Below are 22,984 nucleotides of genomic sequence, written 5' to 3' on the forward strand. Positions count from 1 at the left end.
TCAGCCAGGAGAGACGATTCGGCGGAATGCCGTGCTGAGCGTATCGCTTGTGGCGTAACCATAAAATTCGCCCCGCGCTGCGAATGCCGGCCGAACAGTTTGGAAGAAGCAGAGCATATCGCTCAGCTGCTTGTTTTTCATGACTTCCGCGAAGGCTTGCACATCGCGTTCGTTGAACGCGGGAGACAAGAGACGCGGTCCGGACTGATGCAACGCCTCAGCGATCACCGCCGCGATTTCGACGCGTACGCGCGACAAGTCTTCCTTGATCGTATTGCGCTCATGCACCCGGTACATGATGTGCTCTTCGTCGAGATCCAGAATCACAGAACCAAACTCGAACGCAAACATCAGGAAGTCGAGGTCGTGGCAATATCGAAGGGGCTGAAATCCGCCGGACGCGTCCCAGAGGCGCCGCGAAAACACCATGTTAGAGGTGGTCGCAACATAGTTTTCGTTAATGAGCGACAACTGCGGCAAACCAAATTGGTCAAGAAACGTCCTTGATCGCGCGAGCCAGTCCACGGCAACGCCACCACGCTGTTTGCGGCCATCGTCGTCCATGATCCCTACACCACCGGCGATCAGATCCGCGGGACCGCGCTGGGAGATCAGCTCGCGGCACCGTTCTAGCTTCCTCCGCGCGAACAGATCGTCCGAGTTGAGGACGGCGACGTACTCCGAACGACTGATACCGATCGCCCGGTTAATCGTGTTGTGCGCGCCGGCATTTTCCTGCCTGAAGGTGCATGCGCGAGGCGTCTTGGCGAGCACGCGCTGCGCGATGTCGAAGCCGTTATCGGTTGACCCGTCGTCGATCAGTATGATCTCGTCCGCAGGTGAAGTCTGCTCGAGGACGCTTTCCAGGGCAGACGCAATATATCTACTATGGTTGTAAAGCGGCACCACGACCGATATTGTCGGCCCTTCGGCCTTCTTCAGAAACTTAAACATGGAGGTCTCAGATCGAGCAAGGTCGGCTCATGTAACTACACTTTATTGGATATCCGTGTCGAAAAACGGGAAATATCGCGATCGGTATCGCAGATCGCGTGTCCGGTCCTTGATATACCGCGCAGGGTTTCCGCCCACGATCGTATAAGGCGCCACGTCGCGCGTCACCACTGCCCCCGCTCCCACCACCGCGCCTTCGCCGACCGTAACGCCGGGGCAGATAATAGCGCGTGCACCTATCCAGGCGTGGTCGCCGATAATGACGGGCTTACACAAGCACACGAAATCGGGATTTTGCGGATCGTGTGTCAGTGTCTGGATCAGCGTGTAGTGCGAGATGTTAACGTTGTTACCGATCTTGAGAGGCACACGTCCGTCGAGGTACGTGTATCGGTTGATCACCGTGTTCGAGCCGATCTCGATATGATAGCCCGTCACGAAACAGCCCATGGCAATGCTCGAATCGGGACCAATCTGAACCATGCAGAAGCGCCGCAGGAACCAATGCCGGATGCCGTAAGGCATCCAGTTCATGAAGAGATGGTTGCCGAGATAGAAGCACAAGGCCGGCTTGAAGCGCCAGCGCAGATAGCGCCAAACGCGACGCAGACGTTCCACGGCTCTGGTTACCAGTGACGGCTTAGCGACGTTGCTCACGCACCACCTCCTCAATGACCTCTTCGTAACGCCGCACGATGCCCTTGAAATCATAGGACGAATAGATCTTCGCGCGACCGAGCGTGCCGCGCACGGCCCATTCCTCGCGGTGGTCCGCCATCGTCTCCATTGCTTCGACGAGACGTGAAGTAATATTGTAGGCACGAGGCGCATAGGCAAGCTGATCGAGCGTAGCCGAGTCCAGTTTGGTGGTATCTCCGTACTCGTTGGGAACCAGAATGCCGATATCGCCGTTCTCGATAACCTCCGCGGATGCACCGGTGTCCGTGAGAATCATCGGCTTTCTATAGAACATCGCTTCATTCATCGCGATGCTCCATCCCTCGATAAAGGACGGCAGCAGGAAGGCATCGGCAATGCGGTGCACATCGGCGACCTCAGCCACATAGCCGGGCATGAGCATGTGCTTCTCGAGGCCTTCCCTCATGATGAGCTGCTTCAATGCGTCTACGTGCGGGGGATAGACCGGATTTCCGACGCACAGAATCCTGATGTCCGAACGCTTCGCGAGAATGCGCTTCATGGCGTCGACCATCAGGTAGTGACCCTTGTGCAGGTTATACGATGCGACATTAGCGAAAACATAGTCCGTCTCTCCGATGCCGAGATCCGCACGGCACAAGCTACCCGGATTCTTCTCACGCGCTTCGTGCTCGCTGATGATGAGGCCGTTCGGCACGGTAATCACCTTCTCAGGCCGGACACCGAGCTTCGCGATAGCGTATCGCGTCGCATTCTTCGACACTGAAATGTAGCGGCCAACGTACCGATCGTTCTCGGCGAACGCATGCGCCTGCTCTGGCGAGAAGAATGCGTAGACGTTATGGATGAAGGTGATATTCTCGATGCGGTACTTCGCGAATAGCGGATAGCCGAGATAGGAGAAATGCGACATCGCCAGATCAGGCTTGAGCTGGTCCAGCAATTGCGCATATGCGCCCAACGTATTGCGCTGCGGCAATCCAATCACGCGCAGGCCCGCCTCGCGCGCCACGGCGCCGAGATGTCCGACTGCACCAGCCGTAACGATGGTCACGTCGAAGCGATCGCGATTGAAGGCAATGGCAGAATCGAGAACGACCTTCTCCAGACCGCCCTTGTCGAACGAGGTGAGTTCGATTAGCAGCCTGAGTTTGCCGGGGTCCAGTTCGGGTCGCTCGAAACTCACGGACGGCTTTGCCGCGAACAGTCGCTTCACTAGGTCGATTACAGTCATAGCTCAAAGGTCACGTTAATGGGGAAGATAGCGCATTCCTTCTTCATCGATCGTCTTACCGAGTCCGATCGACTCGAGCAGAGACTTGAAGCACTCCGCCACGGTCAGGACCGAGAATTCCGCGAGCGCGGCGTGATAGCCCGCATCGGCGATACGCTGCCACAACTCACGATCCTCGTGCAGACGAACAATTTCATCGGCAATATGCTGCGCCGAATCGCCCTCGAGTATGTGTTCGCCCGCAACAAGCCCCATGCCTTCGCTCGCGACCTTGCTGAGCACGCAGGGCACGCCGTGCAGCAGACTAGAAACGACCTTGCCCTTCACCCCTGCCCCGAAACGCAAGGGTGCGACAGACAGACGAATGCGATCCAAGATGCTGGAAAGATCCTCCACGAATCCAACGATGCGCACACCGCTTTGCGGTGCGTCAAGAGCCGCGATGTCGGGCGTCACGTTGCTGCCAACCACTTGCAACTCGAGGTCCGGCAGGCGCTGACGTACAAGTGGCCAAATTTCGCTTACGAGCCATTTCACGGCATCGATGTTCGGGCGATGCGCGAAACCACCGACGAACACGACACCTCGCCGCTCATCGAAGGTGGTCGCGGCGCGAGCCCCAACGCGCGGAATCGGAATGCGGTGGACATTGGTTGCGGGCATCAAGCGTTTCACGATGTCGAGTTCGACACGACTCACGACAGTCGTCGCATCGGCGACACCTATCGCATGCAACTCGGCGCGGCGGACCTCAAGCGCCTGACTGAGCGCGGAGGCCGAACGCTCGAGTATCGCTGCTCGCTCCTCGCGTAGAAAGTGCAGGTCCACGGTGCTGAACACGAGCTTCGCACGCCGCGCCGTGCGGCGCACCGTATCCACCAGGTGGCTCGCAACGCTGATCCGCTGCAACATTACAAGCTCCGCCGTCACCGCTTCACCCGTCACTAGTTCCTGGAGCGACCGGAGACCCTTTGCGATTAGCACGCGAACCCCCCAACGGCGCAGCAAGTCGGCATAGTCACGCGGCTCGGCTTCCTCGAAGGCGGCGATGAAACATACTTCATAGCCAAACGACTGGAAGATGCGCATATACCAAAACAGGTCGGCGGAGCCAGAATCCTGGTCGGGCTTGGGCACGAAGGCATCGACGATCACGATCTTGGGCCGCATCGCCAACGGCAAGACTTCCGTGGTACCTGCATAGTTGGAGAACACTGTTTCGAAGCGTTCACGCAACTGCCAACGCTGATATGCATCGTCCCAAGCGTCGCGGCTCGGCGCGAAGATCCGCGCGGCGTGATCGACCAAGGAGAAGCGCGCAAAAGGTTGGCAGTAGGTGTACGCGCCTTCATGTGCCAACAGCAGTGAAAGCGATGCGATGCCGGCCTCGAAGGGCGCGCCCGCGACGAGGTTCGGGGCGACACGTTGCCAAAGATTCGCGCGAACCATCAGGATCCCGGGCGATGCCGCCGATACTCTCGCAACCGAGGCGACATGCGAATCATCGGCTGCGCTGCCGCTCGAGATTGCGATCAGTCGGCCATCCGACGAGATGGCCGAACCCGCGGCGATGACCGCTCCCTTGCCATCCAGAAGAAGCCCCGTTACCGCGCCTGCCTTCGGGAAACGATCAAACGTTTCCAGCATGGCTTCGAGCCAGCCAGGATGCGCGGCTAGCCGGTCCGACACTAGGACCAAATACTCGCCCGCTACGGCACCAACGCTATCCCGAACATCGGTGAGGTAACGCGTCGTATCCGGCGCATGACGGACCGGCACGCCTCGTTGCGCCGCGGAGGCCGATTCCGCGTCCGCCACGACAATTACCTCCGTTGCGACATTGCCAAGTGTCGCGCTGAGGATGCGAAGACTCGTGTCGAGCGTGCCAGTATCGTCGGATGCAATGACCACGACCGTCACGCGCGGCTGCGCCGGCATCTGGAAAGGCACGAACGATACCTCGCGCCAGTTCGCGGCAAGCGCCGCAGACTCGCGCGCCGACCGTTGCTGGTCCTCAGCCGGCTTCGGCGCGCGGCCGAACAGCACCGCCGCCGCCCGTGCCTTTGCCAGCCGCCGCACGTGCTTGGTGACGCTGCGCACCGGTTCCGTCACCCGCCACGAGAACGAGCGACGCAGCGCGACGAGCTCCGCGTGCAGCGCGCGATTCTGCGTGCGCAGCGCCTGGACCGTAGCCGACTCGTGCTCTTCGTCGGACTGCCCTGCCACAACATCGGTGTCGATCGACGAAGAAACTGCTCTCTGAGCCCGAATCGCGGCCGACAGTGCAACAAGCGCCTTTTGCTGATGAGCAAATTCCTCGTCGCGACGCTGCCGTTCCGCAGCCGCGCGCTCGAGTTCCTGATTGCGCTGAATAACCACCTCGTTCAACCGCACTGTTTCGCGCGTCAGCTCCCCGATCTCGGTATCACGCTTCAGAACAGCTTCGTTCAATCGCACGGTCTCGGCGGTAAGGCAACCGATCTCGTCGCCCCGGCGCATCGTTTCGGCTGTTAGACGCGAAACCTCATCAGCTTGCCGTTGTGCAAGGTCATCGCGCGACCGATTGTGCCTGTCGAAGGAGAGACTCGCATCCAGCAGACTGTCTTTGACTCCCGGGAGTACGCCGTTGCTAGCGAGCGCCACGAAATAAACAGGCTCCTGCATTGTGCCGGTCGATTCGTATACGCCGTCTTCCCGCTCTGTCCACCAAGACAGCGCACGCGATTCATCACAGCCCTCGCAAGCGATCATCGATCCGGCGCTCGCCTTTTGAGCGCAGACAATGACGTTGCTGAATCCGCTCCGCAGGAACTGGACGAACTCCGCGCGATCGAGTTCGCGAACATGATATTCATTAGGTGTCGAACCAGGCGGTGAATACACCGGACGATTGGGTGTAGACACGATCAAGAGACCGCCCGGACGCAGCACACGCCGGATCTCACGCATGAAATCCTCATGTCCGGTGAAGTGCTCCAGCGTTTCGAACGACGTCACTACATCGACGGATGCATCCGCCAACGGAATGCGCGTAGCGTCTCCCTGTTCGAAGCACACGTTCTCGAGGACGTACACGTCGCGCGCGGCCGCGACAGTCTTCTCGTCGATGTCTACCCCGACGACGCTGCGCGCCGTGCGTGCGAGCAGCGTCGCGCCATAGCCCTCGCCCGATGCAATGTCGAGCACGTCCTTGCCTTCGCAATACTGGACGGCGAAGAGATACCGGTGATAGTGCTCGTACTGGATCGGACCCGGCACGTCCGGAAGGTAACGCTCACCTGAAAACTGCGTGTCTACGTGATGACGTTCGAAGCGCACTCGCTTGACCGGATTCGTCATAGAAATTGCCTCGCGCGGTCGTTACGCCGCCAATACTTATTGAATGGGTGCTTGCCCGATATGTCCGTTCGGACGCTAGTCGCACGGCGCTACACGCGGCGGAAACGCCAGTGAGAACACTGCTGCGCCGCCAAGCGCAAGATTCGGATTATAGAAACGGTCTTCCTTTACCTGCTGCCCCCAACGATTTCGCATCCACGCTGCCTCTTTGGCGAAACGCGCTGCATTCGACAGACTCGTGTCGCTGCCGCGCGTCGCGGACTCGTGGTGGTAGAGCTCCGCATACGGAACGTAGAGGTTTCGGTATCCAGCCGCCTCTAGCTTCAGGCAGAAGTCGACGTCGTTGAAGGCAACCGACAGATGCTCAGCATCCAGTCCACCCACTTCTTCGAATAACGCCTTGCGCACAATCAGACACGCTGCGGATACCGCGGACACCTGCTGAGCGAGCACTGCGCGACCGAAATAGCCACGTGCACCGCGCCGCAGTTTGTGATGATAATGGCCTGCCAGATCACCAATGCCCAGCAATACGCCACCATGTTGCAAGCGATCGTCGGGGTACCAAAGCGCCGCGCCCACGGCGCCTGACGTGGGTAAGGACGCATAGCCCACGAGTGTGTCGAGCCAATCTGGCGAGATCACTTCGATGTCGTTGTTGAGCAGACACAGCACCGAGCCTCGCACCACCGCAACCGCCTCATTGTTCAGTGCCGAGTAGTTGAACTGAGCATCGATGCGCAGCACTTGGATGCCAGGCGTCCGAGAGTAGCCGGCAAGCAGTTCGACGGCGCGCGGCTCGTTCGATCCGTTGTCTACGATGATGATTTCGTAGTTCGGGTAGCGCGTGCGCGCTTTCACGCTTTCGATGCAGCGCTGGAGCAGGTCGGCCCCGTCGCGGGTCGGAATAATGATCGACACCAGAGGCGCAGGCTCGGGAACCGCGAAAGTCACGCGCAACATGGTGGAGTCCTCCGATAGCGGCCGCACCTCTGCGTCGAATCCGCCTCGTGCTAGATGCTCCCGTACCGCGCGCAGAGATGCGTCGCGCGCGTATGGCTTGGCGGCAACACTCGACGAAGTACTTTGAGCGGTAATGCGCCAGTGATATAGAACATGAGGCACGTGAATCACGGCATCGTCGCCGGCGCGCTCGGCACAGCGCAACGCGAGATCGTGATCCTGGCTGCCTTCGAAGCCCGCCCGAAAACCACCGACCTCCCGAACAAGATCCGTTTCGAACACGCCGAGATGCGAGAACATGTTCTGCCCTAACATGAGCGTCGGATTCCAGTCTGGCTTGAAGTAAGGCTCGACGCGCGCGCCGTTCGGTGCAAGCTTGTCCTCGTCGCTGTAAAGCATACGCGCCGATGGAAAGCGATTGAGATAAATTGCGGCCATGCCTAACGCGTGCTCTCGCAGCACATCGTCATGGTCCAGAAGCGCGACGAAGGCGCCTGTCGCCATGCCGAGTGCGTCGTTGCTTGCGGCACAGATGTGCCCGTTGACGTCCCGCTGCGTAAATCTGACTCGAGCGTCCGCCTGCGCGTACTCGCGCAGGATCGCCACCACGTGAGGTTGCGTCGAAGCATCATCGACAATGCACAGTTCCCAGTGCGGATAGATTTGCGCGCGCACCGATTCAATCATCGCGCGCAGCAACGGCTCGGGCGTGTTGAACACCGGCACAATCACGGAGATCACCGGCTGCAGTCGCAATGCGTCAAGCGCGATTCCAAGCGCCTCGCGCTTTGCTTCGTCGAGTGTATCGAATTGCTCGACCCAGGTCCGATAAGCGCCAGCGTCGTCTCGCACCGCCCGCCTGACGAGCCCTGCGGCGCCCTCGCGTCGAAAGGTTGCCCACCCGGCGCGCAACGCAGGCAACACGCCACCACGCACGGTTATCGCGTGATGCAGCGCGCGCAGCGACTTTTGTGGCCAGCGGGCGAGAGAGGCTGTGCGCATGCCGTCACACCTGCGCTTCGTACGCGGCCACGACTTCCTCGGTTGGGCCGAATGCGCGGACGCGCCCGCGCTCCATCCACAGCACCTTGTTGCAGACGCGGCGAATCTCGTTGTTGGAGTGCATGGCCAGTACGACGATATCCGAACGGTGATGCAGATCTTGAAGACGCGCCTTGGCCTTGTTCATGAACGATGCGTCGCCCACACCCATGACCTCATCGAGTAGCAGGATTTCCGCGTCGACAGCCGTGGAAACTGCAAACGCGAGACGAACGCGCATGCCGCTCGAATAGGTGCGCAGGGGCAAATCGAGATAGTCACCAAGCTCGCAAAAATCGGCGATCGATTGTTGCTTCGCGCGAATTTCCCCGTCCGACATGCCGAGCAACAAGCCACGCAGGCGGATGTTCTGCATGCCGGTCGAGTTCTCGTCCATGCCGAGGCTGATGTCAAGCAACGGAACAATCTTGCCTTCGCTCAGCACTTCACCGTACGTGGGCGCATAGATGCCGGCCATAGTGCGAAGCAACGTGGACTTGCCAGCGCCGTTGTGGCCAATCAGACCAATACGGTCACCGGAATCGAAGCGCAGATCCACTTCATCGAGCGCGCGTACGACGATTACGCCGTCGTTGTCTTCGGCGATCGTGTTACGCCGCCCCATGCGCAAAACTTGCTTTTTCAGCGAACGGCCCTGCACGTCATAGATCGGCAGATCGAGCGTCGCGCCCTTGAGTTCGATAAACGCCATGATTTCTCCTCAAACCCAATACGAAATCCGCTTCAGAAAACGGCCTGTCAGCAGCAGCGCAAAAATCCAGCCGATGACAGCCATGCCAATCGTCACGCCCCACGTCAAGGCGCTCGGCACCTGGCCGATCAACGGTTCGCGCACCACGCCGAGCAGATACGCGAGCGGATTGTAGTCAACGATGAACGAAAAACGGTTCAGCGAATCCGGCCGGTAAAGAATGGGCGTGACGTAAAACGCGACCTGCATCAGCGACTGGATGATCTGCGGCAAATCGCGGAAACGCGCAGAAAGTAGCCCGACGACCATCACGACCCAGAGCGCATTCGCGAAGTAGAGCAGCAGTGCCGGTATGAAAAGCGGCAGCGTGGCCCAGCTTTTAACTCCATAGATGCAAAACAGCACGATCACGATGACGAAGTTGTGCAGTAGGATCACAAGATTGCGCCATGCGACCTGCAAGACGTAGATAAGCTTGGGCGTGGAGGCTTGACGGATGTACTGGCCGCTATTGATATAAGCAACGCTGCCGTCGACCACGGTCTGCGAGAACGCCGACCACATCACGAGGCTGATCGCGAGGAACGGCAGATATTCGCTCATCTTTTGGCCGAACAACGTGCCGTAAACGACGCCGATCGACGCGATCATCACGCCCATACTGATCGTCAGCCAGAATGGACCGACGCGCGAGCGCGCATAGCGCTGCCGCACTTCGAGCCATCCGAGCAGCGTCCAGAGGCGCCAGGACGCAATACTATTTTTTAGATCGAGCAATGCGAGGGATAACATGCTGTCGGTCTGATATCTCAGAAAAAAGTTAGAAGCGACATTGTCGCGCACGGGCTACTAGCCGCGCGACAACGCCCCCAATCGGCCTGTCAGACCATGCCAGATGCCAAGCAGCGCCATCCTCAGATGTTCGCTGCGTGGCGACATGAACAAGCCATAAATCACGAGCCGCCCCGGTAACTTCACGAGCTCGGTTGACTTCCAACTCCAGGGCATGTAGCTGCGTTTCATCAGTGCAATGGCGTTTCGAAACTGATAATAGTGGCGCAGCGCGCCATGTCCCGGATACGCGCGGCCAAACACCCGTACAGGGTCGCCGCCAAGCGAATGCGCGAGCTTTAGCGCCGGCGCACCCAGCACCGAAAAGCCCAGCTTGCGCGCCCGCACACACCATTCGAGATCGACGAAATCAATGAAGAGCGCATCGTCCATCGGACCAATCACCGGCCATGCGGCGAGATTGATGCACGATCCCGATGTGATCAGGAAATCGACCTCGAGCGGACGCGTCCCGACGGGAGCAATCCGCTGGAGTCGCCACATTCCGAATCGCACAAACGGTGCGATCCCGCCCAGCCGGGCGTCCTCGTAGGCCGGGCCGACGAGCGCCACCTTCACGCCACGCGCAAGCTCACCCTCCATGGCACGCGGCAGCGCGCGCAACAACTCGTCCGAAGGCTCGCTGTCCTGATCGAACAGGATCGCGCTCGTGCAACCGTGTGCGATCAACGCCTCGACGCCCTGGTTAATCGCCGTGGCAATACCGAGATTGGCACCGTTCGCCAGAAAGTGAATGCGTGGGTCGAGCCCGAGTGCAGCCGCATCGCACACCTTTTCGGTGTTATCGACCACCACGCAAGGGCCGAAACTCGCTAGCCGGTTCGCCCGCGCGATGCAGCCCGCGTCGGGACGGTAGAACACGACGACCGTACCGGTCGTGGCATCGCCAACCACGCTTGAATTCATCAATCTTCGAGGCAAAGACGCAGCGCCTCGTCCCACATCGGCAATCGCAGTCCGAAGGCTTGCGCGAGCTTGTCGCCCGCGAGCCGCGAATTTGCCGGCCGCTTCGCCGGCACTGGATAGTCCGAGGCCGGAATCGGCAGCACGTTTGGCGCCTTGTCGCCCATCGCGATGCCGAGGATGGCTTGCGTGAAGCCGTGCCACGACGTCGCGCCGGCGGCGGTCAGGTTGAAGACGCCCGAGCGTTCATGCCACCACTGCGCATTGCCGTCGCGCCGGGCCGCCAGGCCCTGCGCGGCGATGTGCGCAGTCGCCGTCGCGATCGTGCGCGACCACGTCGGTGCACCGACTTGGTCAGCGACTACGCGCAACTCGGGACGCTCCGCGCCAAGCTTGAGCATCGTCAGCAGGAAGTTCTTGCCGCGGCGACCATAGACCCAACTCGTGCGCAGCACGAGGTACGCACAGCCGCTCGCCGCAATCCCCTGCTCGCCTTCGAGCTTGGTACGGCCATAAACATTCTGCGGGTTCGTGGCGTCGTCTTCCGCATACGGCGCGTCTTTCGTGCCGTCGAACACGTAGTCGGTTGAATAGTGGATCAGCGTTGCACCGCACTTTGCAGCCTCTTCGGCGAGCACGCCTGGCGTTTCGGCATTGAGCCGCCGCGCCATGGCCTCATCCGACTCGGCCTTGTCCACGGCGGTATACGCCGCAGGATTCACGATGATCGACGGCTTCGTTGCGCGCACAACTTCGCGCACGCGATCGAGATCCGAGAGATCGAGCGCCGCGCGATCCAGACCGATCACACGCCCGAGTCCCTGCAAACTGCGCAGCAACTCAAACCCGACCTGACCGTTCACGCCCGTGACGAGAATCGCCGGCTGCTTGTCCATCGAGTCCTCACGCATAGACTTCTGCATCCGCCAGCCGTTTGCCCGCTGCATCCTTGGCCGCCAGCAACGGCTCGAAGTCGATCGGCCATTCGATACCGATTGCGGGATCGTTCCACACGATGCTGCGCTCGTGCTCGGGGAACCAGTAATCGGTCGTCTTGTACAGGAACTGCGCCGATTCCGAAATCACGACGAAGCCGTGTGCGAAACCCGGTGGCACCCACAGCTGCCGATGATTTTCTGCCGAGAGATGCACACCGACCCACTTGCCGAAATTCGGCGAGCTGCGGCGGATATCGACGGCAACATCGAACACCTCACCTTCCACCACGCGCACGAGCTTGCCCTGCGCATGCTGGACTTGATAGTGCAGCCCGCGCAGGACGCCCTTTGCCGAGCGCGAGTGATTGTCCTGCACGAACTCGACGCCGGCCTCGACCAGCTCCTCGAATTCGCGTCCGTTGAAGCTCTCATAGAAGAAGCCGCGCGCGTCGCCGAACACCTTCGGTTCGATGATCTTGACTTCGGGGAGCGCCGTAGCAGTTACCGTGATGGCCATGCAACTTGATCCGTGAGAATGTTCAACAAATATTTGCCGTACTCGTTTTTCGAGAGCGGCTTGGCGAGCTTTTGCACCTGCTCCGCATCGATCCAGTGCCGGCGATAGGCAATTTCCTCCGGGCACGCAACCACGAGCCCCTGGCGCTTTTGCAGCGTCGCGATGAACGTTGCCGCCTCGATCAGCGAATCATGCGTACCGGTATCGAGCCACGCGTAACCACGCCCCATGATCTCGACGTCCAGCGCACCCTCGCTCAGATAGCGCGAATTCACATCGGTGATCTCGAGCTCGCCGCGCGGCGACGGCTTGATATCTGCTGCGATATCGCACACGCGATTGTCGTAGAAATACAAGCCCGTGACGGCATAGTTCGAGCGCGGCTGCGCAGGCTTCTCCTCGATCGACAGCGCACGGAAGCCCTTGTCGAACTCGACCACGCCATAACGCTCCGGATCGTGCACGTGATACGCAAACACCGTCGCGCCCGACTCCTGCGCGGTCGCACGCTCGAGCTGTTTCGCCAGATCGTGACCGTAGAAGATGTTGTCGCCGAGAATGAGCGCCGACGGATCGTTGCCCACAAACTCCTTGCCGATGATGAACGCCTGCGCGAGCCCGTCCGGCGACGGCTGCACCGCGTACTGGATGTTCATGCCCCACTGGCTACCGTCACCGAGCATCGCCTCAAAGCGCGGCGTGTCCTGCGGCGTCGAAATCACGAGCACGTCGCGGATACCCGCGATCATCAGTGTCGAGAGCGGGTAATAGATCATTGGCTTGTCGTACACCGGCAGCAGCTGCTTCGAGACCGCATGGGTGATCGGATAGAGCCGCGTGCCGGAACCGCCGGCGAGAATGATGCCTTTGCGCGCCATGTCGGGAGCCCTTACGCGCGTTGCGCGTAGTTCGTTTCGACCCACTTGCGATAGTCGCCCGAGGCAACTTCGTCGGCCCATGCCTGGTTGTCCAGGTACCAGCGCACCGTCTTGGCAAGACCGGTTTCGAACGTCTCGGCCGGCTTCCAGCCCAGTTCGCGCTCGAGCTTGCGTGCGTCGATCGCATAGCGGCGATCATGGCCGGGACGATCAGTCACGTACGTGATCTGGTCGCGATACGAGCCTGCGGCCTTCGGTCGCAGTTCGTCGAGAAGGTCGCACAGCGTGTGCACGACCTCGAGATTCTTCTTCTCGTTCCAGCCGCCAACGTTATAGGTCTCGCCGGACTGGCCGCGCGCGAGCACTTCGCGGATCGCGCCGCAGTGGTCGCCCACGTAGAGCCAGTCGCGCACGTTCTGGCCGTCGCCGTACACGGGCAGCGGCTTGCCGGCAAGCGCATTGGCAATCATCAGCGGAATGAGCTTCTCGGGGAACTGGTACGGACCGTAGTTGTTCGAGCAGTTCGTGGTGAGCGTCGGCAGCCCGTACGTATGGTGATACGCGCGCACGAGGTGATCCGAGCCGGCCTTGGTGGCCGAATACGGGCTGTTCGGCGCGTACGGCGTGGTTTCGGAGAATTGCGGGTCGGTCGCCGAAAGCGAGCCGAACACTTCGTCCGTGGAAACGTGCAGGAAGCGGAATGCAGCCTTGTCGGCTTCGGGCAGCGCGTTCCAGTACTGGCGCGTGGCTTCGAGCAAAGTAAAGGTGCCGACCACATTGGTCTGAACAAAGTCTGCCGGGCCGTGAATCGAGCGATCGACGTGGCTTTCCGCCGCGAAATGCAAGACCGCGCGCGGCTTGTGCTCGACGAACAGCGCATCAAGTGCTGCACGGTCGCAGATGTCCACACGGGCGAACACGTGCTTCGGATTGCCTTGCAGCGATTGCAACGTTCCAAGATTGCCTGCGTAGGTCAGCTTGTCTACGTTCAGAACGGCTTCGTCGGATTGACGGAACCAGTCAAGCACAAAGTTGGCGCCGATAAAGCCGGCACCGCCCGTTACCAGGATCATGGAACTCCCTTTTTTGGCGCGAGATTGGAGGCAGGTCTGGCATGCACCCCCGTAGCCAGACGCTCGAAAGAATGCTGCAAGAGTGGACTTCAGGCGAGATAACGCCTGTTTTTATCCGCGCAGCATACTTTGACTCTGATTTTGTAACGGCAATTATACGGGCAGCCTGAGCGAAAGCCATACCCCTAACATCTTGAAACAGCTTGACAATTTCTGTCCTTTTCGCTCCAGCACCCAAATATGCGACTGCACGGCCGTAGCAATTTGCGCACGAACAAACAAGACAATTCAGTGCCTCTCATACCGCAATCGTCTTCCTGTGATACCGTCACCCTCTTGCCCTGGCACCCTGTCACACTCATCCACAACTGATTCGTACCTGCTTTCGTTTCGATGACCCAGCACGCGTCGTTCCCGCCGCCCCTCGCTTTCGGCGATCTTCAAGGCTGTCTGACCCCGTTTCGCGAGCTAATGGCCAAAGCCGGCCCCTCCTCCGATACGCCGCTGTGGTTCGCGGGCGACCTCATCAATCGTGGCCCCGATTCGCTCGAGACGCTGCGCGAGGTGATTGGACTCGGCGATCGCGCGGTGGCCGTGCTCGGCAATCACGACCTGCATCTGCTGTCCGTGTCCGCGGGCATTCGCAAGTCGAAGAAAGGCGACACCATCGATGACATTCTCAGTGCCCCCGACGCCAAGGATCTCTTGCACTGGGTGCGCCATCGTCCGATCGCGCACTACGACCATGGCATGCTGATGGTTCATGCCGGCGTGCTGCCGCAATGGGACGTGGATCTTACGCTGGAACTCGCCAACGATCTGGAAAAGGCGCTGCGGCGGGACAACTGGAAGGAAACGCTCGCTGGCCTCTACGGCAACGAGCCAAACCGCTGGTCGAAGAATCTGAAGGGGATCGAGCGGCTGCGGATCACCTGCAGCGCCCTCACGCGCATGCGCTTTTGCAACGCCGACGGCACGATGGACTTCTCCACGAGCGGCGGGCTCGATTCCGCGCCGCCGGACTTCATGCCGTGGTTCGACGTACCGGGGCGCAAGACCGATGACATTACGGTGGTCTTCGGCCATTGGGCGGCGTTAGGCCTGACGTTGCGCGAAAACCTGATTGGCCTCGACTCGGGCTGCGTGTGGGGTGCGCGCCTTTCGGCGGTCAGCCTGCAACCCGATCCGCGCGAGCGCGTGCTCACTCAGGTGCCCTGCTCGACCTGCCGCGCGGTCTCGGGCTGAGCGAGCGCCGCGGCGCGTCAGCGTCAGTTCAACGCTTCTTGTTGTACACGTGCGTCGTGGTCTTCACGCCCTTCGGGAAGAACCGTCGAATTGCCGATCGTGCCGCCGCATCGGCCTGCAGCAACACGTCGCGCACGTGTTCCTCGGGCCGGCCGCGGAACGAGGTGGGGTGAAAGTATTCGTCATCGCCCACCGGATGATCCGAGAAGTAATAGTTCGACACGCAGCAGCGCTGCTCGGCACTCGCATTCTTCGACACCGAGTGCCATGAGTGCTGGTTGGTCACCATCACGGCCAGGCGATTGAAGCGGCTCACGACAGTCACCGGCTCCGCCTTCGTACCGTTCGGCCACACTTCCAGGTTGCCGCCCTTCTCGAGCGACCAGTCCGGCGACACGTAATAAAGCAGATTCAGCACGCGATAGTGCTCGCGGTCCTTGTCGTGCGAATTGTCGAGATGCGGGTTGAGAAAGTGCCCCGGCCCCATCATCGAAATGCCGCCGGCGTAGAGATGCTCGTCGGGATACAGCGAGCGCAGGCCTGTGATCGCTTTCACGAGCTCGACCACGCGCGGCATCTGGAACGCGAAGATGATTTCTTCGAGCAGCGGGGCGTGCGCGTCCATCTGCGCCGACACATACTTGAGCTCGCGCAGGCTCTTGCGCAGCATCATTTGCGACGTATCGGGAAAGGCCGCGCGAATCTGCCGGGCGACGTCATCCGGCAGCACGTCGTCGATATGGAAATGGTTGATAGGCGCCGTCTGCGTCCATTGCTCACGTAGCCGTGTGCTTTCCGCCTCGAGACGCGCGGCGATATGCGCGCCCAGTTCCGTACGATCCATGATGGCTGTCCTGCGTCCGATGTTCTACATTCGATGATGATGTGGGCGCTGCGCAGCCCTACTGCCACGCGGCGTCGCGATGACCTCGACGGCCGCAACCCTCAAGCCCGCTGCGCGACCCCACCGCCATCCACCCGCGGCGCCCCACGCATCGCATCGAGCGCCGCGCCCACCGCCTCCTGCGCGCGCGCCGCGAGCTTGCGGCGATCGTCGCCGGCCTCGATCGCCTCGCCCACGTACACATGCGCCGTGATCGGCCCGGCCTTGAGCAGCGCGTCGAGCGACTCCTTGAGCGAGACGTCGTCGATATACGCGGGCGCCGCCGACTGCCGCCCCTTCGCGTCCTCATACAGGATGCAGATGGGCTGCACCGGCTTGCCCGCCGACACCGGCGCCTGGAACATGTTCGAGTGGAACGGCTTGATCGCGAAGCCGTCGGTGGTCGTGCCCTCGGGGAACACGCACATCAGTTCGCCGCGCTCGAGGCGCGCCGCCAGTTCATGCATGATGCGGCGCGCGTCGCTGCGCTTCTCGCGTTCGACGAACACCGTGTCCAGATTCTGCGCGAACCAGCCGATCAGCGGCCAATGACGGATCTCGGCCTTCGAGACGAACGGCGTCGGGCGCCACGCGTTGATCACGTAGATGTCGATCCACGAGATGTGATTGCAGACGACGAGCGCGCCTGCGTCCAGACGCGCCGCGTCGTTATGGACGACGAGCTTCATGCCGCACAGCTCGAGCATCCTGAGCGACCAGGCGCGGTTCATGGCATGGCGCGCCTCGGGCGTGGCACGCGGGAAGCGCACGCCAACGGTCCAGGCGCCGCGCAGCAGGTGCCCGAGCAGTCGGGCTTTGCGTAAAAAGAGGCTCATGGCAGTTCGGATGTCGAAGTCGGTCGCGAGTGCGCTCGTAGAGCCTCAACGAGGTTCCGCGTGGCGCTCGAAGCCGATGCGTCCCGCCACCAGCGTCGCGCGCACCACGGCGGGCAACTCGTAACCAAGGAACGGCGTGTTGTGCCCCTGGCTCTTGAGCGCGCGCGGCTCGACGCGCCAGTGCGCGTTCGCATCGAACACGCAGAGGTCGGCCTGCGCTCCCACTTCGATACGCCCCACTGCGTGCTGCATCACCGAGGCCGGCACCGAGGTGACACGCGAAAGCGCCTTCGCGAGCGGCACGCCGGCTTCCTGCGCCCACTTAACCGTCAGCGAGAGCAGCAGCTCGAGCCCGCTCGCACCCGGCGTCGCTTCGGCGAACGGCAGGAGCTTTTCGTCGTCGTCCACGGGCGTGTGCTGCGAGCAGATCGCGTCGATGGTGCCGTCAGCGAGACCCGCGCGAATCGCCTCGCGGTCGCGTTGCTGGCGCAGCGGCGGATCGAGCCGGAACTGGGCGTCGAAATAGCCGATGTCCATGTCGATCAGGTGCACGTGATTGGCCGTGACGTCGCACGTCACCGGCAGTCCCTCTGCCTTCGCCGCGCGCATGAGCGCGACGCCCGCCGCCGACGAAAGATGCTGCACGTGCACGCGCGCGCCGGTCACGCGCATCAACTCGAAGAGCGTGTGCAGCGCGATGGTCTCCGCGCTCACCGGCACGCCCGAGAGCCCCAGCCGCGACGCCAGCGCGCCGCTTGCCGCCACGCCGCCTTTCGCGAGATACGCGTCCTGCGGGCGCAGCCACGCGGCGTAGCCATAGGTGCTCGCATACTGAAGCGCACGCAGCAGGACCTGGGTGTCGGCGATCGGCCGGTCCGCCTGCGTAAAGCCGATGCAGCCGGCCTCCGTCAGCGACACCATCTCCGTGATCACTTCGCCCTTCAAACCGACCGTGAGCGCGCCGAGCGGATGCACATGCGCGCGCTCGAGCTTGCCCGCGCGGAACTTGAGCATCTCGATCAAGCCGGCCTCGTCGAGCACCGGATCGGTGTCGGGCGGGCAGACGAGGCTCGTGACGCCGCCCGCGAGCGCGGCGTTCATTTCCGAGTCGAGCGTGGCCTTGTGCTCGTAGCCCGGCTCGCGCAGCCGCGCGCTCAGGTCGACGAGTCCCGGCGCGACGACGAGGCCATTCGCGTCGAGCGTTCTGTCCGCCTGAAAGCCGGCCGGCGCGTCGCCGAGCGCGACGATCTTGCCGTCTGCGATGTACACGTCTTGCCGTGCTTCTGTGCCGCTCGCCGGATCGATCAGCGTGCCGCCTTGAATGTGAATCTTCATGCGCTGCCCTTTTTGTTCACGCCCGTTCAATCGTGGTTACCGGCGACGATGCCCATCACCGCCATGCGCACCGCAATGCCGAAGCTCACCTGGTCGAGGATCACCGACTGCGGGCCGTCCGCGACCTGCGAGTCGATCTCCACGCCGCGGTTCATCGGCCCCGGGTGCATCACGATCGCATCGGGCGCGGCGAGTGCGAGGCGCTCGGGCGTCAAGCCCCAGCTCTTGAAGTACTCCTGCGCCGACGGCAGCAGCGCGCCGCTCATGCGCTCGTTCTGCAGGCGCAGCATGATGACGACGTCGACGTCCTTCAGCCCCTCGTCGAGGTTGTGGAACACGCGCACGCCCATCTGCTCGAGTCCGCCCGGCAACAGCGTGCGCGGGCCGATCGCGCGCACTTCGGGCACGCCGAGCGTGGTGAGCGCGTGGATGTCCGAGCGCGCGACGCGCGAGTGCAGGATGTCGCCGACGATCGCCACGCGCAGGTTCGTGAAGTCGCGCTTGTAGTGGCGGATCGTGTACATGTCGAGCAGGCCTTGCGTCGGGTGCGCGTGGCGGCCGTCGCCGGCGTTGATCACGTGCACGTGCGGCGCGCAATGCTCGGCGATCAGGTACGGTGCGCCGCTCGAAGCGTGGCGCACGACGAACATGTCGGCGTGCATCGCCGAAAGATTGCCTATGGTGTCCAGCAGCGACTCGCCCTTGCTCGTCGAAGACGCGTTGATGTTCAGATTCAGCACGTCCGCCGAGAGGCGCTTGGCCGCGATCTCGAAGGTCGTGCGCGTGCGCGTGGAGTTCTCGAAGAACAGGTTGAACACCGACTTGCCGCGCAGGAGCGGCACCTTCTTCACGTCGCGGTCGGTCACGCTCACGAACTGCGTGGCGGTGTCGAGGATGTGCGTGAGAATCGCGCGCGGCAGGCCTTCGATGCTGAGCAAATGCTTGAGCTCGCCGTTCTTCGTGAGCTGAGGATTGCCCTTCAGGAAGCCGTACTGAAAGCGCTTGTCGTCCGGTACGGTCGGTGCCGGCGTGGGCTGTGTGTTCATCGCATTAATCCTGCGCGGGTGTCTGGCTCGATCTCGTTCGATCTAGCCGGGTCTGGCCGGGTTGGGTTGGAGTCGGGTTCGGTCGCCGCTTCGGGCGCCGTATGCGCCTCGATGGCGCTTCGTTCGTGCGCCGGACGCGCTCAGTGCGCGTCGCGAGGCTCGATGCGCAATGCGAAGTGGCCATCGTCGGCACGCTCGAGCACGAGCGTCGAGTCTGGGGCCAGTTGCACCTCGCCGCCCACGAAGCTTGCCGACACAGGCAGCTCGCGGCCGCCGCGCTCGACGAGCACCGCCAGTTCGACACAAGCGGGCCGGCCGTAGTCGTAGAGCTCGTTGAGCGCCGCGCGCAAGGTGCGCCCGGTGTGCAGCACGTCGTCGACCAGCAGAACGCGGCGGTTCTCCACCTCGAACGGCAGCGCGGTCGGGCTCGCCTGGCTGTGCAGGCCCTTCTTCGCGTAGTCGTCACGATGCAGGGCAACGTTCACCACGCCCCAGTTTGCCGCGCCGAGATCGCGCGCGAGGCGCTCGGCAAGCCAGGCGCCGCCACTGTGGATACCGGCGATCGCCACGCCGTCGGGCGCGCTGAACGCGCCGGCCGGGTAAGCCGCGCGGATCTGCTCGAGAACGGCGCGGTATAGCGCCTCGGCGTCGGGTGTGTTCATGACGGGAATTGGGGCGGGTTTTCGTCGAAGTACTGCTGGAGGATCACGCAGGCCGCTTCGGCATCCACATGCTCCGCGCGCTCGCCGCGCTCGCGAAGGCGCGATTCGGCGTCGACCGAGGAATAGCGCTCGTCCACCCACACCACGGGCAGATTGAAGCGGCCATTGAGCTGATTGCCGAAGCGCTTGGCCAGCTGCGTCATGACGTGGGGCGTGCCATCGGGATGGCTCGGCAGGCCGACCACGAGCAGGTCAGGCTGCCACTCGCGCAGCAACTCGCCCACGGCTTCGAAACGATAGCCCTGGCTGCGGTTCTGGATCACGGTGAGCGCGCGGGCACTGCGCGTGAGCGCGTTGCCGAGCGCCACGCCGATACGCTTTTCGCCATAGTCGAACGCCAGCAAGGTCGCCTCGGCGGCGCCTCGCCCCGCGGCCACGCTCATGCGTGACCCGCTTCGCCCGACAGCATCGACGACGAAATGCCGAGCAGTGCGAGCGCCGCTTCGAAGCGCTCTTCGGCGGGCACGTCGAACACGATCTTCGGATCGGCTTCGACGGTAAGCCAGCCGTTCTTCGAGATTTCGTCTTCGAGCTGGCCCGCACCCCAGCCCGCATGGCCGAGCGTGAGCAGGAACTGCTCGGGGCCGGTGCCGCTCGCGACGGCTTCGAGCACATCCTTCGACGTGGTCATTTCGAGGCCGCCGGGCACCGACATCGACGAGGTGTAGTTCGTGCCGGACTTGGGTGCGTGCAGGACGAAGCCGCGCTCGGTCTGCACCGGGCCGCCGAAATAGACGGGCACGTGCAGCAGCGGTTCGATTTCGAGCTTGAGGTCGATGCGCGAAAACAGCGCTTCGAGATCGATATCGGTAGGACGATTGATGACGAGGCCGAGCGCGCCGCGCTCGGAATGATCGCAAAGGTAGACCACCGTTCCTGAAAACGTGGGATCCGCCATATTGGGCATGGCGATCAGGAACTGGTTGGTCAGATTGATGCGATCGTTACTCTTGGACATGGTTTGAATTCTAGCAAAGACGATACGGAATGGCGGTGGCCTTCAACGCGTTCCGGGTGCCCCTCGGGCCGTGCTTCGTGGCACGGAGAATGGCTCACTCTACCATGCGCAGGCGACAGGGCTGAACGGCTGCCGGGGCTTGCAAAATATGGCGGGCCAGGCGATGCGCCTCAACGCGGCACGAGCGGCACTGCGCCCGCGACGGCTGTGCCACCTGCGCCTGCTGCAATCGCTGCGCCGAGCGCGCGCACCGCTGCGCTCGCGTCCGGTTGCGCGACCCCCGCCGCCACCTTGTGCAGTATCGCGCGCAGCGCCTCGTTCGCGTGCCCGATCGCCTCCGTGCCGGGCGGCGTCGCGGCCGCCCCACGCCCTGACACAGCCGACTCCGCTTGCGCGCCGGCGTCGGGCGCGACACCGGCTGCCGCCGCGTGCGCGGTACACCGCCAGGCAAGGCCGAGCGCGTCGGCGAGCAGGCCCACGTGGCCGAGCCCGAGCGCCCACGCCGCCGCGCCGGTGCGGTAGGCCGCGTCGGCCGCGACGAGCGCCGCCGCTGGATCGGCCGGCGCGCCGACAGGCCGCAGCGACAGCGCGCGGGCGGCGGTGCCGAGCTCGAGCATCGCGGCGTCGGCGGTCTGCAGGAAATCTTCGTAGGCGTTGCCGTTCACGACGAGCGCGCCCAGTTCGCGCGTGGGCGCGACGCGCGTCGCCAGCGCGTCGGCCTGCGCGGCACCGGCCTCCCAAAGCGCCTCGGACGCCTGCGTGCCCGCCACGTGCCAGTCCACGGTCAGGCCGTAGTCGAGCAGCAGATCGACGTCGGCGGTGTCTTCCGCCGCGGCGCCGAAGAGCGCGTAATCGCGCCACAAGAGCGCAAGCGCCATGCGCACGAACGACTGGGGCGCGACGCGCAACCCGCGCGCGTGCTCGCCGATCAGCAAATTGCAGCGCGCGTAGAAACGACGCACTTCCTCGTCGCCCCAGGTCGTCACGCCGCGCCGAAGCACCCGGCCGCAAGCCGATGCGAGACGCCAGAAGTCGTAGGGATCGGCGCTCGCGAGATCCGCAAAGCATGCATCCATCTCGCCGAACGCGGCCTGCGCGAGCGCTTGCGCCGCGCGGCTGCCATTGCCGTTGCGCGCCTTGAGCGCGGGCAGCAGCGCCGCCTCGTAGCGCGCGCGGGCCTGCGCGAGCCGATGTGCGGGCTGCGTGCTCAGCGTGGCGACCGCAATGGGCCGACCGTGCAGCGCGACGTCCTCGTAGGCGAGCGCGACGCCCGGCGCGTGCTCCGCCAGCGCCTCGACGAGGACACGCTGACGCGCATAAAGCGCCGGCGAACAGGCCAGCTCGCGCAGGTTGTGGCGCTCGAGCGCGTCGGCCAGATCGGCTAGCGCGGCGCGAAACGCCTCGCGAACGGCGCGATCATCTGGAGCGTCATGATCGTGCGCAGGCCGCGGCACCATGCCCGGCAGCGGTGGCGTGGGCACGGATGCCGCCAGCGCAAGCGGCGAGGCAAGCAGCAGCGTGTCGGCAAAACGCGCGGCCGCGAGCCAGCCCGCGTCGCGCAGCGTGCGCGCCGCCTGGCGCAACGGCCGGGCGACATCGCGCTGCTCGTCGAGCGCGGCAAGCGCCTGGGCCAGCGCGCCGTGCGCGAACGGCACATGCCCGCCACGCGGATTGGGCAGCGCTTCGAAACGGGCGACCGACATCATATGAAGACTCATAGGACAGCGCCAGAAGCAATTGCGAGCGGATGCGATAGCGGCGAGCCGGCCGGCTGACCGACTGCCCCGCACGGAAACCGGCGAAATCTGCCGAAAAGCGCCGGCGAACAATGCCGGCGAGAAGCGCAGCAATTTGCGCGCCGCGAGGGCCGCGCGGCACCCTGCGCCAGAGCTTCT

21 protein-coding genes are annotated in these 22,984 nt (G+C 62.9%); 1 reads left to right on the top strand and 20 read right to left on the bottom strand.

Annotated elements, in window-relative coordinates; genetic code table 11:
• The 12 genes from E1956_RS15065 to rfbB all read right to left on the bottom strand — a co-directional run bounded on the left by E1956_RS15065 (nucleotide 1) and on the right by rfbB (nucleotide 14,064).
• Nucleotides 1-954, bottom strand: a complete 954-nt coding sequence (locus E1956_RS15065) for a glycosyltransferase family 2 protein (RefSeq protein WP_134750086.1) — start codon at nucleotides 952-954, stop codon at nucleotides 1-3.
• Between the two features lie 42 nt (nucleotides 955-996).
• On the bottom strand, nucleotides 997-1,488 hold the full coding sequence (locus E1956_RS15070; protein ID WP_418789261.1) for an acyltransferase: 492 nt from the start codon (nucleotides 1,486-1,488) through the stop codon (nucleotides 997-999).
• A gap of 106 nt (nucleotides 1,489-1,594) precedes the next feature.
• A complete protein-coding gene (locus E1956_RS15075) occupies nucleotides 1,595-2,848 on the bottom strand; it encodes a glycosyltransferase family 4 protein (RefSeq protein ID WP_134750090.1) in 1,254 nt (417 codons plus the stop codon).
• A 15-nt stretch (nucleotides 2,849-2,863) separates the two neighbouring features.
• Entirely contained in the window at nucleotides 2,864-6,187 is a 3,324-nt protein-coding gene (locus tag E1956_RS15080; protein WP_134750092.1) for a methyltransferase domain-containing protein, read from the bottom strand.
• A 75-nt stretch (nucleotides 6,188-6,262) separates the two neighbouring features.
• Nucleotides 6,263-8,152 (bottom strand): glycosyltransferase family 2 protein, encoded by a 1,890-nt coding sequence (locus tag E1956_RS15085; RefSeq protein ID WP_134750094.1) that lies wholly within the window; start codon nucleotides 8,150-8,152, stop codon nucleotides 6,263-6,265.
• A gap of 4 nt (nucleotides 8,153-8,156) precedes the next feature.
• Nucleotides 8,157-8,903, bottom strand: coding sequence for an ABC transporter ATP-binding protein (locus E1956_RS15090; RefSeq protein ID WP_134750096.1), 747 nt, complete (start codon nucleotides 8,901-8,903; stop codon nucleotides 8,157-8,159).
• A 9-nt stretch (nucleotides 8,904-8,912) separates the two neighbouring features.
• Nucleotides 8,913-9,695, bottom strand: coding sequence for an ABC transporter permease (locus E1956_RS15095; protein ID WP_134750098.1), 783 nt, complete (start codon nucleotides 9,693-9,695; stop codon nucleotides 8,913-8,915).
• A 57-nt stretch (nucleotides 9,696-9,752) separates the two neighbouring features.
• Nucleotides 9,753-10,661 (bottom strand): glycosyltransferase family 2 protein, encoded by a 909-nt coding sequence (locus E1956_RS15100; RefSeq protein ID WP_134750100.1) that lies wholly within the window; start codon nucleotides 10,659-10,661, stop codon nucleotides 9,753-9,755.
• A complete protein-coding gene (gene rfbD, locus E1956_RS15105; RefSeq protein ID WP_134750102.1) occupies nucleotides 10,661-11,569 on the bottom strand; it encodes a dTDP-4-dehydrorhamnose reductase in 909 nt (302 codons plus the stop codon). Before rfbD ends, E1956_RS15100 begins: the two co-directional genes overlap by 1 nt.
• Nucleotides 11,562-12,113: a dTDP-4-dehydrorhamnose 3,5-epimerase gene (gene rfbC, locus E1956_RS15110; protein WP_134750104.1), complete on the bottom strand. Its 552-nt coding sequence runs from the start codon at nucleotides 12,111-12,113 to the stop codon at nucleotides 11,562-11,564. The genes rfbD and rfbC overlap by 8 nt, the downstream gene beginning before the upstream one ends.
• Nucleotides 12,098-12,991, bottom strand: a complete 894-nt coding sequence (gene rfbA / locus E1956_RS15115; RefSeq protein ID WP_134750106.1) for a glucose-1-phosphate thymidylyltransferase RfbA — start codon at nucleotides 12,989-12,991, stop codon at nucleotides 12,098-12,100. The genes rfbC and rfbA overlap by 16 nt, the downstream gene beginning before the upstream one ends.
• An 11-nt stretch (nucleotides 12,992-13,002) precedes the next feature.
• On the bottom strand, nucleotides 13,003-14,064 hold the full coding sequence (rfbB, locus tag E1956_RS15120; protein ID WP_134750108.1) for a dTDP-glucose 4,6-dehydratase: 1,062 nt from the start codon (nucleotides 14,062-14,064) through the stop codon (nucleotides 13,003-13,005).
• 393 nt (nucleotides 14,065-14,457) lie between these two features.
• Between rfbB and E1956_RS15125 the strand changes: the two genes are divergently transcribed.
• Complete coding sequence (locus E1956_RS15125; RefSeq protein WP_134750110.1) at nucleotides 14,458-15,309, top strand: symmetrical bis(5'-nucleosyl)-tetraphosphatase; 852 nt, start codon at nucleotides 14,458-14,460, stop codon at nucleotides 15,307-15,309.
• Between the two features lie 28 nt (nucleotides 15,310-15,337).
• On the opposite strand, the gene E1956_RS15130 is transcribed toward E1956_RS15125, so the two are convergent.
• From E1956_RS15130 to E1956_RS15165, 8 genes are all read right to left on the bottom strand, one after another.
• Nucleotides 15,338-16,153 carry a 2OG-Fe(II) oxygenase gene (locus E1956_RS15130; protein WP_134750112.1) on the bottom strand — a complete coding sequence of 272 codons (816 nt, stop codon included), beginning with the start codon at nucleotides 16,151-16,153 and terminating at the stop codon, nucleotides 15,338-15,340.
• Between the two features lie 101 nt (nucleotides 16,154-16,254).
• Nucleotides 16,255-17,028: a lysophospholipid acyltransferase family protein gene (locus tag E1956_RS15135; protein ID WP_134750114.1), complete on the bottom strand. Its 774-nt coding sequence runs from the start codon at nucleotides 17,026-17,028 to the stop codon at nucleotides 16,255-16,257.
• 45 nt (nucleotides 17,029-17,073) lie between these two features.
• Complete coding sequence (locus tag E1956_RS15140) at nucleotides 17,074-18,363, bottom strand: dihydroorotase (protein WP_134750116.1); 1,290 nt, start codon at nucleotides 18,361-18,363, stop codon at nucleotides 17,074-17,076.
• A 26-nt stretch (nucleotides 18,364-18,389) separates the two neighbouring features.
• Nucleotides 18,390-19,409 (bottom strand): aspartate carbamoyltransferase catalytic subunit, encoded by a 1,020-nt coding sequence (locus E1956_RS15145; protein ID WP_134750117.1) that lies wholly within the window; start codon nucleotides 19,407-19,409, stop codon nucleotides 18,390-18,392.
• A gap of 140 nt (nucleotides 19,410-19,549) precedes the next feature.
• A complete protein-coding gene (gene pyrR, locus E1956_RS15150; protein WP_134750119.1) occupies nucleotides 19,550-20,071 on the bottom strand; it encodes a bifunctional pyr operon transcriptional regulator/uracil phosphoribosyltransferase PyrR in 522 nt (173 codons plus the stop codon).
• Nucleotides 20,068-20,514, bottom strand: a complete 447-nt coding sequence (gene ruvX / locus E1956_RS15155; RefSeq protein ID WP_134750121.1) for a Holliday junction resolvase RuvX — start codon at nucleotides 20,512-20,514, stop codon at nucleotides 20,068-20,070. The genes pyrR and ruvX overlap by 4 nt, the downstream gene beginning before the upstream one ends.
• Nucleotides 20,511-21,089: a YqgE/AlgH family protein gene (locus E1956_RS15160; RefSeq protein WP_028218323.1), complete on the bottom strand. Its 579-nt coding sequence runs from the start codon at nucleotides 21,087-21,089 to the stop codon at nucleotides 20,511-20,513. Before E1956_RS15160 ends, ruvX begins: the two co-directional genes overlap by 4 nt.
• 170 nt (nucleotides 21,090-21,259) lie before the next feature.
• Nucleotides 21,260-22,807 (bottom strand): hypothetical protein, encoded by a 1,548-nt coding sequence (locus E1956_RS15165; protein ID WP_134750123.1) that lies wholly within the window; start codon nucleotides 22,805-22,807, stop codon nucleotides 21,260-21,262.
• Between the last annotated feature and the right edge of the window lie 177 nt (nucleotides 22,808-22,984).

Source organism: Paraburkholderia pallida (assembly GCF_004524855.1).
In the GTDB taxonomy this organism is placed as follows: Bacteria; Pseudomonadota; Gammaproteobacteria; order Burkholderiales; family Burkholderiaceae; genus Paraburkholderia; species Paraburkholderia oxyphila.

Excerpts from the sequence above, each read along its gene's own strand:
- E1956_RS15130 (WP_134750112.1), bottom strand. The coding sequence starts at position 16,153 with ATGGATCGTACGGAACTGGGCGCGCATATCGCCGCGCGTCTCGAGGCG.
- E1956_RS15085 (WP_134750094.1), bottom strand. The coding sequence starts at position 8,152 with ATGCGCACAGCCTCTCTCGCCCGCTGGCCACAAAAGTCGCTGCGCGCG.
- E1956_RS15145 (WP_134750117.1), bottom strand. The coding sequence starts at position 19,409 with ATGAACACACAGCCCACGCCGGCACCGACCGTACCGGACGACAAGCGC.
- E1956_RS15165 (WP_134750123.1), bottom strand. The coding sequence starts at position 22,807 with ATGAGTCTTCATATGATGTCGGTCGCCCGTTTCGAAGCGCTGCCCAAT.
- rfbD (WP_134750102.1), bottom strand. The coding sequence starts at position 11,569 with ATGCGTGAGGACTCGATGGACAAGCAGCCGGCGATTCTCGTCACGGGC.
- E1956_RS15100 (WP_134750100.1), bottom strand. The coding sequence starts at position 10,661 with ATGAATTCAAGCGTGGTTGGCGATGCCACGACCGGTACGGTCGTCGTG.
- E1956_RS15160 (WP_028218323.1), bottom strand. The coding sequence starts at position 21,089 with ATGTCCAAGAGTAACGATCGCATCAATCTGACCAACCAGTTCCTGATC.
- E1956_RS15125 (WP_134750110.1), top strand. The coding sequence starts at position 14,458 with ATGACCCAGCACGCGTCGTTCCCGCCGCCCCTCGCTTTCGGCGATCTT.
- E1956_RS15095 (WP_134750098.1), bottom strand. The coding sequence starts at position 9,695 with ATGTTATCCCTCGCATTGCTCGATCTAAAAAATAGTATTGCGTCCTGG.
- E1956_RS15080 (WP_134750092.1), bottom strand. The coding sequence starts at position 6,187 with ATGACGAATCCGGTCAAGCGAGTGCGCTTCGAACGTCATCACGTAGAC.
- ruvX (WP_134750121.1), bottom strand. The coding sequence starts at position 20,514 with ATGAGCGTGGCCGCGGGGCGAGGCGCCGCCGAGGCGACCTTGCTGGCG.
- E1956_RS15075 (WP_134750090.1), bottom strand. The coding sequence starts at position 2,848 with ATGACTGTAATCGACCTAGTGAAGCGACTGTTCGCGGCAAAGCCGTCC.
- E1956_RS15070 (WP_418789261.1), bottom strand. The coding sequence starts at position 1,488 with ATGAACTGGATGCCTTACGGCATCCGGCATTGGTTCCTGCGGCGCTTC.
- E1956_RS15090 (WP_134750096.1), bottom strand. The coding sequence starts at position 8,903 with ATGGCGTTTATCGAACTCAAGGGCGCGACGCTCGATCTGCCGATCTAT.
- E1956_RS15065 (WP_134750086.1), bottom strand. The coding sequence starts at position 954 with ATGTTTAAGTTTCTGAAGAAGGCCGAAGGGCCGACAATATCGGTCGTG.
- rfbB (WP_134750108.1), bottom strand. The coding sequence starts at position 14,064 with ATGATCCTGGTAACGGGCGGTGCCGGCTTTATCGGCGCCAACTTTGTG.
- rfbA (WP_134750106.1), bottom strand. The coding sequence starts at position 12,991 with ATGGCGCGCAAAGGCATCATTCTCGCCGGCGGTTCCGGCACGCGGCTC.
- pyrR (WP_134750119.1), bottom strand. The coding sequence starts at position 20,071 with ATGAACACACCCGACGCCGAGGCGCTATACCGCGCCGTTCTCGAGCAG.
- E1956_RS15140 (WP_134750116.1), bottom strand. The coding sequence starts at position 18,363 with ATGAAGATTCACATTCAAGGCGGCACGCTGATCGATCCGGCGAGCGGC.
- E1956_RS15135 (WP_134750114.1), bottom strand. The coding sequence starts at position 17,028 with ATGAGCCTCTTTTTACGCAAAGCCCGACTGCTCGGGCACCTGCTGCGC.
- rfbC (WP_134750104.1), bottom strand. The coding sequence starts at position 12,113 with ATGGCCATCACGGTAACTGCTACGGCGCTCCCCGAAGTCAAGATCATC.